This is a genomic window from Halomonas alimentaria (assembly GCF_009902005.1).
Classification (GTDB): domain Bacteria; phylum Pseudomonadota; class Gammaproteobacteria; order Pseudomonadales; family Halomonadaceae; genus Halomonas; species Halomonas alimentaria.
The window spans coordinates 806,313-820,839 of the sequence record NZ_WUTT01000001.1 but is presented as its reverse complement, the minus strand read 5'-3'; the positions used below and the strand labels follow the sequence as shown (position 1 = coordinate 820,839).

Genomic DNA, 14,527 nt, shown 5'->3' with positions numbered 1-14,527 from the left:
CCTGCTGGATAGCGGCCAAGCCTTCGGCCCTTGAAGCTCTCGACGTCGGGCGGCCGACTCGGCGTCGAGCATTCGCATATGGTAAGAGGTGCACGCTAACGAATCAAAGCGCGGCTGCCCCGCCGCGCGCAGGGCGTATACACCAGCGCCGCCGGTGCTCCCTTCTCGACCAAGCGCCGCTTCTCGGCCACAACGACAGCGCCCCCGCCTCTCTCGAGGCGGGGGCGCGCTTGTTACCGGGCGGAGGTTGTCAGCCCAGCGAGATGGTGCTGTTGATGCCGCTGGAGACGTTCTCGGGCTCGAACCAGCGGGCGGTGACGGTCTTGGTCTGGGTCCAGAAGGCAATGGCCTGCTTGCCGTTGGGGCCCAGGTCACCGAGCTTGGAGGCGCGCGAACCGGTGAAGCTGAAGTAGGCGACCGGCACCGGGATCGGCACGTTGATGCCCACCTGGCCGACGTCGATGTCGCTCTCGAAGCGGCGCGCCACCCAGCCGGAGTTGGTGAAGATGGAGGTGCCGTTGCCGTTGGGGTTGGCGTTGATGAACTCGATCGCCTCGTCGAGGGTGTCGACGGTGACCACGCAGAGCACCGGGCCGAAGATCTCCTCACGGTAGATGGTCATCTCCGGAGTGACATCGGTGAACAGGGTGGGTCCGACGAAATTGCCGTCCGGGTAGCCCTCCACCTGGTAGCCGCGGCCGTCCACCAGCAGGTTGGCGCCCTCCTTCTCGCCGGCGGTGATCAACCGCTCGACGCGCTCCTTGGCCTGGGGCGAGACCAGCGGGCCGAGGTCGGCGTCGGTCTGGGTGCCGGGGCCCACCTTCATGGTCCTGGTGCCCTCGACGATGTCTTCCAGCCACTCGCGGGCCTCGCCCACCAGCACCACAACGGAGTTGGCCATGCAGCGCTGACCGGCGGCGCCATAGGCGGAGCCCAGCAGGTTATTGATGGCCTGGCTGCGGTTGGCGTCGGGCATCACCACACAGTGGTTCTTGGCGCCCATCATCGACTGCATGCGCTTGCCGGCAGCAGCGGCGCGGTTGTAGAGCAGCGAGCCCACGTGGGTGGAGCCGATGAAGGAGAGCGCCTTGATGTCGGTATGGTCGGCGATCTGGTTGGCGACGTCCGGGCCGCCGTGCACCACGTTGAGCACCCCGGCCGGGATACCCGCCTCGTGGGCCAGCTCGACCAGGCGCATGGTGGAGCTCGGGTCCTGCTCGGAGGGCTTGAGCACGAAGGTGTTACCGGTGGCGATGGCCAGCGGGAACATGAAGCAGGGCAGCATGATGGGGAAGTTGAAGGCGGTGATGCCGGCACCCACGCCCAGCGGCTGGTTCAGGGTATAGACATCCACCTCGTTGGCGGCGTTCTCGGCCAGCTCACCCAGCTGCAGGGAGGTGATCGAGCAGGCGTGCTCCACCACCTCCAGGCCGCGGCCCACCTCGCCGGCGGCGTCGGGCAGGGTCTTGCCGTGCTCCTCGGTGATCAGCGCGGCAAGCTCGTCGGTGTTGTCGCGGATCAGCGCCTGCAGCTTGAGCATGATGCGCATGCGCTTGGCCAGCGGTACCTTGCGCCAGGTCTTGAAGGCCTCCTTGGCGCTGGCCACGGCGCGCTCGACCTCCTCGGCGGTGCAGAACGGCACCCGGGCGACTACTTCCTGGGTAGCCGGGTTGACCACGTCGCGCCACTCCTGGCTCTGGGACTGGACGGGCTGGCCGTCGATGTACATGGGGATTTCGCGGACTGACATGGGCGTACTCCTTGGATGCTGTCGCTGTCAGGGTGCTGGCTTGTTGTTGTGGAACGCCGCGGCGCTCGCTGCCGTCACCCGACATTAGACTTTGTGTGTATAAAAACACGAAAGACTATGAGGACGAGTCTATCCAGAGGTCGCATGGCGTGACAACGGGTACTCGGGCACATTGCTTGTGCGCTGATGCACAACCACCGTCACCCCGGGAACACCCAGCATGCTCGACTGGCACGACATCCAGATCTTCCTCGAAGTGGCCCGCAGCCAGCGGCTCACCGATGCCGCCCGTCGCCTGGGGCTGGACCACTCCACCCTCTCGCGGCGCACGCGGCGCTTCGAGCAGAAGCTCAACACCCAGCTCTTCGAGCGCAGCACCCACGGCTACCAGCTCACCGAGGCCGGCCAGCAGCTGCTCGCCCACGCCGAGGAGATGGCTCGCCACGCCTTCGAGGCGGGCGAGAGCCTCTCCGACAAGGATCACCAGGTGAGCGGACAGATCCGCCTGGGGGTCACCGAGGGGTTCGGCACCTGGGTGATCGCCCCGCTGCTCTCGGCCTTCTGCGAGCGCCATCCCGGCGTCACCCTGGACCTGCTCGCCCTGCCCCGGGTGGTCAACCTGAGCCGCCACGAGGCGGACCTGGCCATCACTGTTGAGCGCCCGGTGAGCCCGGGCCTGGTGATCTCGCGGCTATGCGACTACCGGCTGCGCCTCTACGGCAGCCAGGGCTATCTCGACCGCCACGGGCGGCCGGCGCGCCTGGCCGAACTGGGCGAACATCGCCTTGTCGGCTACGTCGACGACCTGATCTTCAGCCAGCAGCTCAGTTATCTGGAGCCGCTGGTGGATCCCGCGGTGGTGGGCCGGCCGCCCCACTTCACCGTGCGCAGCACCAGCGTGACCACCCAGCAGGTGGCCTGCCGCCACGGCGCGGGGCTGGCCGTGCTGCCCTGCTTCATGGCCGAGACGGACACAGGGCTCGAGCGCGTGCTGGCCGAGGAGGTCGCCGTCGACCGCCAGTTCTGGATCACCGCCCGCCAGGAGCAGCGCCGACTGGCCCGAGTGCGCCTGCTGTGGGACTTCCTGCGCGAGGCGCTGGAGACCAATCGTGCCTTCCTGATGGGCGAGGCGAAGGCGCTGGTGATCCCCGCGATCGGCGCCGACTGACGGCCTGCGAAGAGACGCCCCTCGCGGCAACGCCGAACCCGGCCATCACCCCGGGGTGGAATAACGACAGAGGGACCATTCGGGCTTGTTCCGGTAGGTCCCTTTTTCAGCCTTCGGCTGCATGGCGGGCGTAGCAGCCCTGGCGCCGAACCACGATAAAGATTTGCTATCGCCAGGGTCGGCAATCTCGCATTGTCCTAATGGATCCACAGGGAGTAGCTTGAAGAGGACTCCAGGGGAATGAGCTAGGGCACAGACAGCCTTGTGGCCGAGAGTTGACCAGGCTTATTTCCCCGCCGGAGTGCCATCGTCTATACAGAGGTGGCATCTCCTCAACGCAGACAGGAAGGAAGAGCAACATGGGTGATCAGCAGAACGCAGGCAAGTGTCCGGTCATGCACGGTGGCAACACCGCCACGGGCCGCGACAACATGGACTGGTGGCCGGAAGCCCTCAACCTGGACATCCTCCACCAGCATGATCGCAAGACCGACCCGATGGGCGAGGACTTCGACTATCGCCAGGAGGTCCGCAAGCTCGACTTCGACGCGCTGATGAAGGACATGCATGCCCTGATGAACGACAGCCAGTCATGGTGGCCGGCAGACTGGGGCCACTACGGCGGCCTGTTCATTCGCATGTCCTGGCACGCGGCGGGTACCTACCGTATCGCCGACGGCCGCGGCGGCGGCGGCACCGGCAACCAGCGCTTCGCACCGATCAACTCCTGGCCAGACAACGCCAGCCTGGACAAGGCGCGTCGCCTGCTGTGGCCAATCAAGAAGAAGTATGGCAACCAGATCAGCTGGGCCGACCTGATCATCCTGGCCGGCAACGTCGCCTATGAATCCATGGGCTTCAAGACCTTCGGCTTCTCCTTCGGCCGCGAGGACATCTGGCACCCCGAGAAGGACATCTACTGGGGCGCCGAGAAGGAGTGGCTGGCTCCCTCCGACGAGCGCTACGGTGACGTCGACAAGCCCGACACCATGGAAAACCCGCTGGCCGCGGTGCAGATGGGCCTGATCTACGTGAACCCCGAGGGGATCAACGGTCAGCCCGACCCGATCAAGACCGGCGAGCAGGTACGCGAGACCTTCGCCCGCATGGCGATGAACGATGAGGAGACCGCGGCGCTGACCGTGGGAGGCCACACCGTCGGCAAGTGTCACGGCAACGGCGATGCCGCCGCCCTGGGCCCGGAGCCCGAGGCCGCGGACGTCGAGGAGCAGGGCTTCGGCTGGACCAACCCCAACATGGGCGGCAAGGCCGCCAACGCGGTGACCTCCGGGATCGAGGGTGCCTGGACCAAGAACCCGACCCAGTTCGACATGGGCTACTTCGACGCCCTGCTCGATCATGAGTGGGAGCTCAAGAAGAGCCCCGCCGGTGCCTGGCAGTGGGAGCCGGTGGACATGAAGGAGGAGGATAAGCCGGTCGACGCCAGCGACCCCTCCAAGCGCCACAACCCGATCATGACTGACGCCGACATGGCGATGAAGATGCACCCTGACTACCGGAAGATCCTGGACAAGTTCCGCCAGGATCCCGAGTACTTCAAGGACTGCTTCGCCCGTGCCTGGTTCAAGCTGATCCACCGCGACATGGGGCCCAAGTCTCGCTACATCGGCCCGGACGCCCCGGACGAGGACATGATCTGGCAGGATCCGGTCCCCGCCGGCAGCACCGACTACTCCATCGAGGTGGTCAAGCAGAAGATCGCCGAGAGCGGCCTCTCCATCGGCGAGATGGTCAGCACCGCCTGGGACAGCGCGCGCACCTTCCGCGGCTCCGACATGCGCGGCGGCGCCAACGGTGCGCGTATCCGCCTGGCTCCGCAGAAGGACTGGGAGGGCAACGAGCCGGCGCGCCTGGCAAAAGTGCTCAAGGCCTACGAGAAGATCTCCGCCGAGACCGGTGCCAGCGTGGCCGACGTGATCGTGCTGGGCGGCAGCGTGGGCATCGAGCAGGCCGCGAAGGCCGCCGGCCACGACATCCTGGTGCCCTTCATCCCGGGTCGTGGTGATGCCAGCGACGAGATGACCGACGCCGACTCCTTCGAGCCGCTGGAGCCGCTGGCCGATGGCTTCCGCAACTGGCAGAAGAAGGATTACATCGTCAAGCCGGAGGAGATGCTGCTCGACCGCGCCCAGCTGATGGGCCTGACCGCCCCGGAGATGACCGTGCTGATCGGCGGCATGCGGGTGCTGGGTACCAACCACGGCGGCAGCAAGCACGGCGTGTTCACCGATCGCGAGGGTCAGCTGACCAACGACTTCTTCGTCAACCTGACCGACATGGCCTACGCCTGGAAGCCGGCCGGCAACGGCACCTACGAGATCCGCGATCGCCAGAGCGACCAGGCCAAGTGGACCGCCAGCCGCATTGACCTGGTGTTCGGTTCCAACTCCATCCTGCGCTCCTACGCCGAGGTGTACGCCCAGGACGACAACGAGGCGAAGTTCGTGAAGGACTTCGTCAAGGCCTGGACCAAGGTGATGAACGCCGACCGCTTCGACGTCGAGAAGCTGCAGAAGTAAGGCCGCCTGCGCCGGGCAACCGCCCGGCCAGAATGCCGATAGAGAAATACCGGTACCGAGGTACCGAGACAGAGACGCCCGGGGAAACCCGGGCGTCTTTTTTGTTTACAGATGGCTGGCCACGATGGCTCAGGTCCCGCAGAAGGTGCGCAGCACCCGTTCGGCGGCAGGCGCCGGCTCGGCGTACACCTCGTATCCGGACTGCTCGGCATAGGGCTCGGCCAGCACCTCGCGCAGGGCCTCGAAGGGGGCGAAGTCGTCATGCTCGGATGCCGCGGCGATCGCCCGCGCCACCTGGTGGTTGCGGGGAATATAGAGCGGGTTGGTCGCGTTCATGCGCGCGGCGACCGCCTCGGGCGAGGCCGCCTCCCGGGCCAGGCGCTCGCGCCAGCGCGGCAGCCATTCGCGCAGGGCCTGGCTGTCCTCGAACAGCTCGAGGAGCGCGGGGGCATCCTCTTGCAGTGCCTCACTCAGGCGACGAAATGCCAGGGTGAAATCGGCGCGGCCGGCCGCGAGCGTCTCGAGGAAGGCCTCGACCAGCGCGCGGTCGCCCTGCTCTTCCCCGGCCAGCCCCAGCTTGGCGCGCATCACTCCCAGCCACTCCGCCTCGTACCGTGTCTCATAGCGCTCGATCACCGCGGTGGCCTTCTCGATCGCCGCCTCCTGGTCGTCATCGATCAGCGGGATCAGCGTCTCGGCGAAGCGTGCCAGGTTCCACTGGGCAATCCATGGCTGATTGCGATAGGCGTAGCGCCCCTGCTCGTCGATGGAGCTGAATACCATGGTCGACGAGTAGGCCTCCATGAAGGCGCAGGGGCCATAGTCGATGGTCTCGCCGGAAATCGCGCAGTTGTCGGTGTTCATCACGCCATGGATGAAGCCCAGGCCCATCCACTGCGCCACCAGCGCCGCCTGGCGCTCTGCCACTGCCTCCAGCAGGGCCAGGTAGCGCTCGCCCTCGGCCCCCTCGGCGAGCTCGGGGCCCAGAAGGTGTGGATAGTGGCGCTCGATGGCCATATCGGCCAGGGTGCGTACCGCCTCCACATCGTCGCGGGCGGCGAAGTACTGGAAGGTGCCGACGCGCAGGTGGCTCGCGGCCACCCGGGTCAGCACCGCGCCGGGCTCCGGCACCCGCCGGAACACCCGCTCGCCGCTGGTCACTGCGGCCAGTGCCCGGGTGGTGGGCACGCCGAGCCGGTGCATCGCCTCGCTGACCAGGTACTCGCGCAGCACCGGCCCCAGGGGCGCGCGCCCGTCGGCGCCCCGGGAGAAGGGTGTCATGCCGGCGCCCTTGAGCTGGATATCACGCAGCCGTCCCTCGCGGTCGACCACCTCGCCGAGCAGCACGGCGCGGCCATCGCCCAGGCGCGGATTGAAGTGACCGAACTGGTGACCGGCGTAGGCCTGGGCGACGGGGTCGGCGCCCGGCGGCACGACGTTGCCGGAGAACCACTCGGCGGCACGCTGCTCATCGAAGGTCGTCAGGTCGAAGCCCAGCGCCTCCGCCAGCGGCCGGTTGAAGGCCACCAGCCGCGGCTCGGGCACCGGCACCGGGTCAAAGCGCAGATAGAAGCGCTCGGGCAGGCGGACATAACGCAGGCTGAACTCGGGAAACATGGCGGCTCCGGTCGGCGGTTGGGGCATCAATACCCGAGTATAACGCTCGGGATTTCGGCTTTCGACCTATTGCCGCCATAGCGGGTTCAGTCCGCAGCTATCGGTGCCAGCGCCTCGCGGATCAGCTCGGCCAGGCGCCGGGCCGGCTCGGTGGGGCGTCGGGCGGCACGATGCAGGGCCAGTTCCACCGCGGGCAGCGCCGGCAGGCCGCTGGACTCGTCCAGGGCGCGCAGCTGGGGACCGAGCATGCTGCGGGTGACCACCACGATGGCCAGCCCCGCCTGCACCACCGGCGCCAGCCCGGCCATGGACTGGCTGGTATAGGCCACCCGCCAGGTACGGCCGGCGGCGGCCAGGGCATCCTCCGCCACCTCGCGGAAGAGGTCGGCGCCGGGGGAGTAGAGCGCCAACGGCAGCGGATCGGAGAGCGGCGGCTGGCGCTCCAGCCCCACCGCCCAGGCCAGGGGCTCACGACGGATCACCTCGCCACCCGGTGAACGCCGCTGACGGGTCACCAGGGCCAGGTCCAGCTCGTCGGCACGCACCCGCTCCACCAGGTCGGTGCTGGTGCCGCAGGTCACCTGCAGCCCCACATCCGGATAGAGCTGATGGAACCAGGAGAACACCGCGGTGAGCAGCGGGGCGTAGTCCTCGGGAATCCCCAGGTTGAGCTCACCGGTGACACGCCGGGCACGCATGTCGGCCAGCGCCTCGTCGTTGAGCGCCAGCAGCCGGCGGGCATGACCCAGCAGGCGCTCGCCCTCGGCGGTGAAGCGGATGCGCCTTCCCTGCCGTTCGTGAAGTGCCACGCCAAGCGCTGCCTCCAGGCGCGAGAGCTGCATGCTCACCGTGGACTGGGTGTAGGCCAGGCGCCGTGCCGCGGCGGTGACGCTGCCGGTATCGGCTACGGCCACCAGGGTGCGCAGCAGGCTCAGGTCGAGCGTCGGGGCACGCATTGATTCATCACGCTCCTTGATGAATACCTTCAATAAAGATCGTTATCTTGATGAGTATGGCACGGCTAGCATGGCGGCAGCATCCCACTGCCCACGACCACTCCTCAGGAGGCTCGACCATGCAGCTGCACCGCTCGCATCTCACCCACTCTCCCTGGCTCGGCGGTGGCGCCGCGACGCTGGCGGTGGTGCTGTGGGCGCTGGTACCGCTGCTGGCCGCCCAGGCAGGCGAGCTTCCGCCGCTGCGTCTCTCGGCCCTGGCCCTGCTCGCCGGCGCCCTCGGCACCCTGCCCATGGCACGCCGTCGGCGCCATCGGGATGCCCCGCTTCGCCCACTGCACGGCGTGCTCGTCTATCTGGGCGTGCCGCTGCTGATCACCGGTGCGGTGGGGGCCTGCTTCGCCGCCTTCACCCTGGCCCCCGCCGAGGAGGCGGCGCTGATCCTCTACACCTGGCCGGTGCTGTTCCTGCTGGCCAGCCAGTGGCTAGTGCTGGGGCGGCTGTCGGCGAGCAGCCTGATCGGTGCCGGCCTGGCATTCTCAGGCGCGGCCCTGCTGGTGGCGCCCCAGGCGCTGGCCGGCGGCGTCTCGGGCGCCTGGGGTGGCTACCTGCTGGCCGCCCTCGGGGCAGTTTGCTGGGCGCTCTACTCCCTGGCCGCTCGCGTCTCGGCCTGGCGCCTGGGGGAGCGCATGCCACACCTGCTGCTGATCGCCAGCGTGCTGACCGGCAGTGCCAGCCTGGCCCTGGAGGGCATCATTGCCCTGCCCTCGCTGGAGGTCCTGATGGTCGCCGTCAGCCTGGGGCTGGGGCCCTACGGGCTGGCGATGCTGGCCTGGGACCGAGCCATGCGCGACCCGCTCGGCCACCGGGTCGGCAACCTGGCCCATGCGGTGCCGGTGCTGGCCACTCTGTTCCTGGTACTGGCCGGTGTGGCCACACCGGACTGGCGGCTGCCGGTGGCGTCAGCGCTGGTGGTGGCGGGCAGCATGACCGCATGCCGGGAGCCTGCGCGGGGAGGGCACCTCCTTGCATTTCGTCGTTTTCGCAGGAGCTGAGGCCCGTTACCCCCTTGATCAGGGCAGATTGGACATTCGTCATTCGGGTGGGTAGGGTATACGGCCCCGGATCAGGACAATGTATACAACAATCGATCCCTGACGGGCCACGGCCACGCTGCCTGCCCAACCTGGTCTTGCCTCACCGCAGACTGGATCGCCGTACCTTCGACTGACCGTCGACGACGCCATCGAAAGAGAAGGAATCCATGTCGCTACACTACGCCGACAAGGGCCGCTGCATGCCGCGCCGCCCGCCACCTGCCTCCCCCGCGCTGGGGTAAGCCTTACCCACGGCCCTTTCGCCGTGCCTTGCCGATAGCCCCGCCGCGCCGTTGCCGACTGCGCAGGCTCTCGCCTGGGCGTTCGACAGCTCGCCCGGCCATTCGGCAAACCCGCCCCACCTCTGCCACTGCGTCCGACATGCGGCCTGGACCGACATGTAAGAGACGTGTCCGTTCCATCTACCGAGGGATTGCCCTTGAACAGCGAAACGCTCTACCAGTTCTCGACCCTGACCGTCATCCTGCTGCTGCTCGCCTTCTACGGTGGCACCTACCTGATGACGCTCGGCATCCGCAAGAAGAACGAGGATGCCGACGCCTACATGGTCTCCAACCACCGAATCGGCTTCGGCATGGGCGCGGCCAGCATGACCGCCACCTGGATCTGGGCGGCCTCCTTCTACGCCGCGGCCACCTCCGGCTACACCTATGGCGTCTCGGGCCCCATCCACTATGGGCTGTGGGGGGCGCTGATGATCCTCTTCATCTACCCCTTCGGCCGGCGCTTCCGCAAGCTCGCCCCCAACGCCCACACCCTGGGCGAGCTGATCCACGCCCGCCACGGCTCCTCCAGCCAGCTGATCCTCGCCCTCTCCAACGTGCTGGGCAGCGTGATCAGCCTGATGGTCAACTTCACCGCTGCCGGCGCGCTGGTCTCGGTACTCTCGCCGCTCTCCTTCCAGGCCGGGGTGATCATCGCCGGCGTCGGCGTGCTGTTCTATACCCTGTGGTCCGGCTTCCGCGCCTCGGTGCTGACCGACTTCGCCCAGCTGGTGGCGCTCATGGCCATTGCCATCGTGATCATTCCCGCGGTGTTCTTCGCCATGGGCGGCCCCAGCGAGCTGGTCGCCGGCCTCGACAACCTGACAGCCGAGCAGGCCAACTTCTTCTCCAGCGAGGCGATCCTGCAGCAGGGCGCACCCTTCTTCGTCGCCGTGCTGGCCTATGCCATCGGTAACCAGACCATCTCCCAGCGCCTGTTCGCGGTGAACGAGGACCACATCAAGCCCACCTTCCTCACCGCCACCGTGGGCTACGGCGCCATCGTCATCGGCCTGGGCATGATCGGCCTGATGGCCCTGACCCTGGGTGTGCAGCCCCTCGACGGCAACATGAACAACCTGATCCCGCAGATGGTCTCCGGATACCTGCCGCCGGTGTTCATCGCGCTGTTCTTCATCCTGGTGATCGGCTCGCTCTCCTCCACCGCCGACTCCGACCTCTCGGCGCTGTCGGCGATCATGATGGCCGACGTCTATGGCAAGAACATCGCCCGCGGCAAGGCCGATCCCAAGCGCATGCTGCTGGTGGGTCGCCTGACCATGATCACCGCCACCATGGTAGGCATCGTCTTCGCCAGCTTCTCGCTGGATATCCTGGTGATGCTGGTGTTCGTGGGCGCGCTGTGGGGCGCCATCGTCTTCCCGGTGATCGCCAGCTGCTTCTGGAACCGCGTGACCAACGCCGCCTTCACCACCTCGGTGCTGGTGGCCATGGTGCTGTTCTGCGCCGCCCGCTTCGAGCTTGTCGACCTCGCCGGCCCCGGCGGCCTGTTCTTCGAGCTGCTGGCCAGCATCGGCGGCGGCGTGATCATCGGCCTGATGGTGTTCGGCTTCCTGGGCCGCACCGCCGGCTTCATCGCCGGGACCCTGGCGCTGATCGCCATGCTGATCTTCGCCACCGGCTTCCTGCGCGACTACACCGTGCTGCTCGCCTCGCTGACTGCCTACGGCACCAGCACACTGGTGTGCGTGGTGATGAGCCTGACCAGCCGCCAGGAGAACTTCGACTTCGCCACCATCGGCGACCGGGTGGGCGACTACGACAGCCATGAGGCCGAGCCCGACGCGGGCGAGGCGATCCCGGCCTCTGCCGGCCTGGCCGCCCAGCGCTGAATACGCGGGCTTGCTCCCATTCGAGCGGTGCCGCCCGGCGGCACCGCAGCGACACTCAACTGGAGACGTCACCATGACGACACTGTTCGCCTTCTATGTGCTGATCTGGCCCGCCCTGACGCTGGGCGTACTCGCCCTGATCTGCCGCGCCGTATGGCGCGACCGCCGCAAGGCAAGAGAGGAGCACCGCGAGCTGGTCTGACGAGCGCTCGCTGGAACGACATCGGCCCCGCTGGCAGTGCCAGCGGGGCCGATGTCGTCCTGCCCATCGTCACGAGTCGCGTTAGACTCCTGATACAGGACCCGCGACGCCGAACGTACCGGCAGGAGCATGACATGAACCATGACACCCTCGACTACTATCGCCCCCCGGACGCCGATGCCCTGGGGCTGATCCTGATTCGAGCCGACGCCGAGGGCCTCACCGAGATCGACTTCGTCAGCGAACAGCAGGAGCCGCCTCGCCCGGGGCCCCTGACCGAGCTGGCATGCGAGCAGCTGGCCGAGTACTTCGCCGGCACGCGCCGCGACTTCGACCTGCCGCTGGCCCCACAGGGAACCGACTTCCAGCGCCGGGTGTGGGCTGCGCTGGCGGCCATTCCCTATGGCGAGACCCGCAACTACGCCGAGCTCGCCGAGCAGCTCGGCAGCAAGGGCGGCCAGCGCGCCGTGGGTGCGGCCAACGGCAGGAACCCCCTGGCCATCGTGGTGCCCTGCCACCGGGTGATCGGCAGCGACGGGCGCATGACCGGCTACGCCGGCGGCATCGGCCGCAAGCGCTGGCTGCTCGCCTTCGAGGCGGGCGAGGTGCCGATGCTGCTGTAACTACACGACGTGCTGGCAACGATGTTCTAGCTACGATGACCCGACGACAACACGGAACAAGGGAGCGGGAATGAGCCACAACCTGTTCGAGACCTTCGCCCGCCGCATGCACGAACGCGGCGACGCCGACTTCATCACCACCCGCGAGGGGCGCCGCTACTCCCATGCCGACGCACTGGTCGCGAGTGCAAGCCTGGCCGGTGCCCTGGTCGAGCTGGGCGTGGCGCCGGGCGACCGGGTGGCGGTGCAGGTCGACAAGAGCCCCGAGGCGATCCTGCTCTACCTCGCCACCCTGCGTGTCGGCGCCGTCTACCTGCCGCTAAACACCGGCTATACCGGCGATGAGATCCGCTACTTCCTCTCCGACGCCGAGCCGGCGCTCTTCGTCTGCCGCCCCGCCGCGGTGGAGGAGTCACGGAACATCGCCGCCGAGACCGGATGCCCCGCGGTACAGACCCTGGGCACCGCGGCAGACGGCAGCCTGATGGAAACGGCCGCCGCGGCCACCCCGCGCGAGACGGTGGAGCCCCGCGAGGAGAACGATCTGGCCGCCATCCTCTACACCTCGGGCACCACCGGACGCTCCAAGGGCGCCATGCTCACCCACCGCAACCTCGGCTCCAACGCCGCCACCCTAATGGAGGCGTGGCACTTCAGCGAGAACGACCGGCTGATCCACGCCCTGCCGATCTTCCACACCCACGGGCTGTTCGTGGCGTGCAACGTCACCCTGATGGCCGGCGCCAGCATGCTCTTCCTGCCGAAGTTCGATGCTGACGTGATCTTCGAGGAGATGCCCCGCGGAACGGTGCTGATGGGCGTGCCCACCTTCTATACCCGCCTGGTGGCCGACTCGCGCCTCACCCCCGAGGTCACCGCCAGGATGCGCCTGTTCGTCTCCGGTTCGGCGCCGCTCACCGCCGAGACACACCAGGCCTTCGAGGAGAAGACCGGCCACGCCATCCTCGAGCGCTACGGCATGACCGAGACCAACATGAACATCTCCAACCCCTACGACGGGGCGCGCCGAGCCGGCACCGTGGGCCAGCCGCTCCCCGGGGTGGAGATCCGCATCACCGACCGCGAGACCGGCGACGTGGTGCCAGCCGGCGAGATCGGCATGCTCCAGGTGCGCGGCCCCAACGTCTTCATCGGCTACTGGCGTATGCCCGAGAAGACCCGCGAGGAGCTGCTCGAGGACGGCTTCTTCATCACCGGCGACCTGGCCCTGGTGGACGAGCACGGCTATGTGCAGATCGTCGGCCGCGACAAGGACCTGGTGATCTCCGGCGGCTTCAATGTCTACCCCAAGGAGGTCGAGCAGGTGATCGACGAGCTCGAGGGCGTGGTGGAGTCGGCGGTGATCGGCCTGCCCCACCCCGACTTCGGCGAGGGGGTCACCGCCGTGGTGGTGCCCAAGGCCGGCGCCGAGCTCACCGAGGGCGAGGTGCTCGAGCACCTGCAGGGCCGACTGGCCAGGTACAAGCAGCCCAAGCGGGTGTTCTTCGTCGACGGGCTGCCCCGCAACACCATGGGCAAGGTGCAGAAGAACGAGCTGCGCAAGCGCTTCGACACCACCTACCGCTGAGCCTTCCCGTTCATTGCGGGTTGACGCTTAGGCCGCGCCGGCGCCCTCAGGCCGGCGCGAACAGCGTCAGTCTCACCGCTCGCCCTGGCCGAGGGAGCTCCCCGAGGCGGGGCGTTCCACCTCGAAGAGGTCGCTGCAGCGGGCATAGTCAGCGTCGGTGGCCACGCTCGCCCGGGGCGAGGGAGCTGCCCGAGGCGGGGCGTTCCACCTCGAAGAGGTCGCTGCAGCGGGCGTAGTCGTTGCCGGCCATGCGCCCGATGGGCCTGAGCCCCTCGGCGCTGACGTGGCGGCCGTCCCACAGGGCATCATCGATATGGATCGAGACCACCTCGGCGAGCACCAGGTTGCCCGCCAGTGGCTGGCCGCCGAAGCGGAGAATCTCGCGCAGCCGGCAGCCGAAGGCCACCGGGGCGCCGGCCACCCGCGGCACCGAGACGCCCGGCATGGCGACCTTCTCGAGCCCGGCGTGGACGAACTCGTCGGCGCCGTGCTCGAGCCCCGCGCTGGTGGCGTTCATCTCCTGCACCAGCCCCTCGCCGCTGATATGCACCACGCACTCCGCCACCTCGCCGAGGTTGCGGATGGTGTCCTTGGGATTGGCGTCACCGTCGAGCAGTGGCGAGAAGCCCAGCACCGGCGGGTTGACGCTGACCACGTTGAAGAACGAGAAGGGCGCCAGGTTGGCGTTGCCCGCCGCGTTCAGGGTCGAGACCCAGGCGATGGGGCGTGGGCAGATGCTGCCCGATAGCAGGCGGTAGACCTTGCCCGGGCTCAGGGCATGTTCCTCCAGCAGGTAGTCACTCATGTCAGGGGCTCCGTGTGCATCGTGATGTGCCGATGGTAGCCCAT

General features: G+C 67.8%; 11 protein-coding genes. 7 read left to right on the top strand and 4 right to left on the bottom strand.

Going from position 1 to position 14,527, the window contains the following annotated elements; translation table 11 throughout:
- Window positions 1–250 precede the first annotated feature (250 nt).
- Complete coding sequence (locus GRB96_RS03955; protein ID WP_161430716.1) at window positions 251–1,750, bottom strand: CoA-acylating methylmalonate-semialdehyde dehydrogenase; 1,500 nt, start codon at window positions 1,748–1,750, stop codon at window positions 251–253.
- Between the two features lie 220 nt (window positions 1,751–1,970).
- Here GRB96_RS03955 and GRB96_RS03950 point away from each other — a divergent pair, with 220 nt between their 5' ends.
- Window positions 1,971–2,918 (top strand): LysR family transcriptional regulator, encoded by a 948-nt coding sequence (locus GRB96_RS03950; RefSeq protein WP_161430713.1) that lies wholly within the window; start codon window positions 1,971–1,973, stop codon window positions 2,916–2,918.
- Between the two features lie 359 nt (window positions 2,919–3,277).
- Entirely contained in the window at window positions 3,278–5,458 is a 2,181-nt protein-coding gene (katG, locus tag GRB96_RS03945) for a catalase/peroxidase HPI (protein WP_161430711.1), read from the top strand.
- Between the two features lie 129 nt (window positions 5,459–5,587).
- On the opposite strand, the gene GRB96_RS03940 is transcribed toward katG, so the two are convergent.
- Window positions 5,588–7,075: a protein adenylyltransferase SelO gene (locus tag GRB96_RS03940; protein ID WP_161430709.1), complete on the bottom strand. Its 1,488-nt coding sequence runs from the start codon at window positions 7,073–7,075 to the stop codon at window positions 5,588–5,590.
- Between the two features lie 86 nt (window positions 7,076–7,161).
- Window positions 7,162–8,031, bottom strand: a complete 870-nt coding sequence (locus tag GRB96_RS03935) for a LysR substrate-binding domain-containing protein (RefSeq protein WP_161430707.1) — start codon at window positions 8,029–8,031, stop codon at window positions 7,162–7,164.
- A gap of 119 nt (window positions 8,032–8,150) precedes the next feature.
- Between GRB96_RS03935 and GRB96_RS03930 the strand changes: the two genes are divergently transcribed.
- The 5 genes from GRB96_RS03930 to GRB96_RS03915 all read left to right on the top strand — a co-directional run bounded on the left by GRB96_RS03930 (window position 8,151) and on the right by GRB96_RS03915 (window position 13,678).
- A complete protein-coding gene (locus GRB96_RS03930; RefSeq protein ID WP_161430705.1) occupies window positions 8,151–9,086 on the top strand; it encodes a DMT family transporter in 936 nt (311 codons plus the stop codon).
- A 481-nt stretch (window positions 9,087–9,567) separates the two neighbouring features.
- A complete protein-coding gene (locus tag GRB96_RS03925; RefSeq protein WP_161430703.1) occupies window positions 9,568–11,265 on the top strand; it encodes a sodium:solute symporter family protein in 1,698 nt (565 codons plus the stop codon).
- Window positions 11,266–11,338: 73 nt separating this feature from the next.
- Window positions 11,339–11,467: a putative transporter small subunit gene (locus GRB96_RS15645; RefSeq protein ID WP_232911341.1), complete on the top strand. Its 129-nt coding sequence runs from the start codon at window positions 11,339–11,341 to the stop codon at window positions 11,465–11,467.
- Between the two features lie 134 nt (window positions 11,468–11,601).
- Window positions 11,602–12,090, top strand: coding sequence for a methylated-DNA--[protein]-cysteine S-methyltransferase (locus tag GRB96_RS03920; RefSeq protein WP_161430701.1), 489 nt, complete (start codon window positions 11,602–11,604; stop codon window positions 12,088–12,090).
- Window positions 12,091–12,160: 70 nt separating this feature from the next.
- Window positions 12,161–13,678 carry a malonate--CoA ligase gene (locus tag GRB96_RS03915; protein ID WP_161430699.1) on the top strand — a complete coding sequence of 506 codons (1,518 nt, stop codon included), beginning with the start codon at window positions 12,161–12,163 and terminating at the stop codon, window positions 13,676–13,678.
- Window positions 13,679–13,826: 148 nt separating this feature from the next.
- Here GRB96_RS03915 and GRB96_RS03910 read toward each other — a convergent pair whose 3' ends face one another.
- Window positions 13,827–14,483 carry a flavin reductase family protein gene (locus GRB96_RS03910; protein WP_161430697.1) on the bottom strand — a complete coding sequence of 219 codons (657 nt, stop codon included), beginning with the start codon at window positions 14,481–14,483 and terminating at the stop codon, window positions 13,827–13,829.
- Window positions 14,484–14,527: the final 44 nt, after the last annotated feature.

Excerpts from the sequence above, each read along its gene's own strand:
- GRB96_RS03935 (WP_161430707.1), bottom strand. The coding sequence starts at position 8,031 with ATGCGTGCCCCGACGCTCGACCTGAGCCTGCTGCGCACCCTGGTGGCC.
- GRB96_RS03955 (WP_161430716.1), bottom strand. The coding sequence starts at position 1,750 with ATGTCAGTCCGCGAAATCCCCATGTACATCGACGGCCAGCCCGTCCAG.
- GRB96_RS03930 (WP_161430705.1), top strand. The coding sequence starts at position 8,151 with ATGCAGCTGCACCGCTCGCATCTCACCCACTCTCCCTGGCTCGGCGGT.
- GRB96_RS03915 (WP_161430699.1), top strand. The coding sequence starts at position 12,161 with ATGAGCCACAACCTGTTCGAGACCTTCGCCCGCCGCATGCACGAACGC.
- GRB96_RS03940 (WP_161430709.1), bottom strand. The coding sequence starts at position 7,075 with ATGTTTCCCGAGTTCAGCCTGCGTTATGTCCGCCTGCCCGAGCGCTTC.
- katG (WP_161430711.1), top strand. The coding sequence starts at position 3,278 with ATGGGTGATCAGCAGAACGCAGGCAAGTGTCCGGTCATGCACGGTGGC.
- GRB96_RS03920 (WP_161430701.1), top strand. The coding sequence starts at position 11,602 with ATGAACCATGACACCCTCGACTACTATCGCCCCCCGGACGCCGATGCC.
- GRB96_RS15645 (WP_232911341.1), top strand. The coding sequence starts at position 11,339 with ATGACGACACTGTTCGCCTTCTATGTGCTGATCTGGCCCGCCCTGACG.
- GRB96_RS03950 (WP_161430713.1), top strand. The coding sequence starts at position 1,971 with ATGCTCGACTGGCACGACATCCAGATCTTCCTCGAAGTGGCCCGCAGC.
- GRB96_RS03910 (WP_161430697.1), bottom strand. The coding sequence starts at position 14,483 with ATGAGTGACTACCTGCTGGAGGAACATGCCCTGAGCCCGGGCAAGGTC.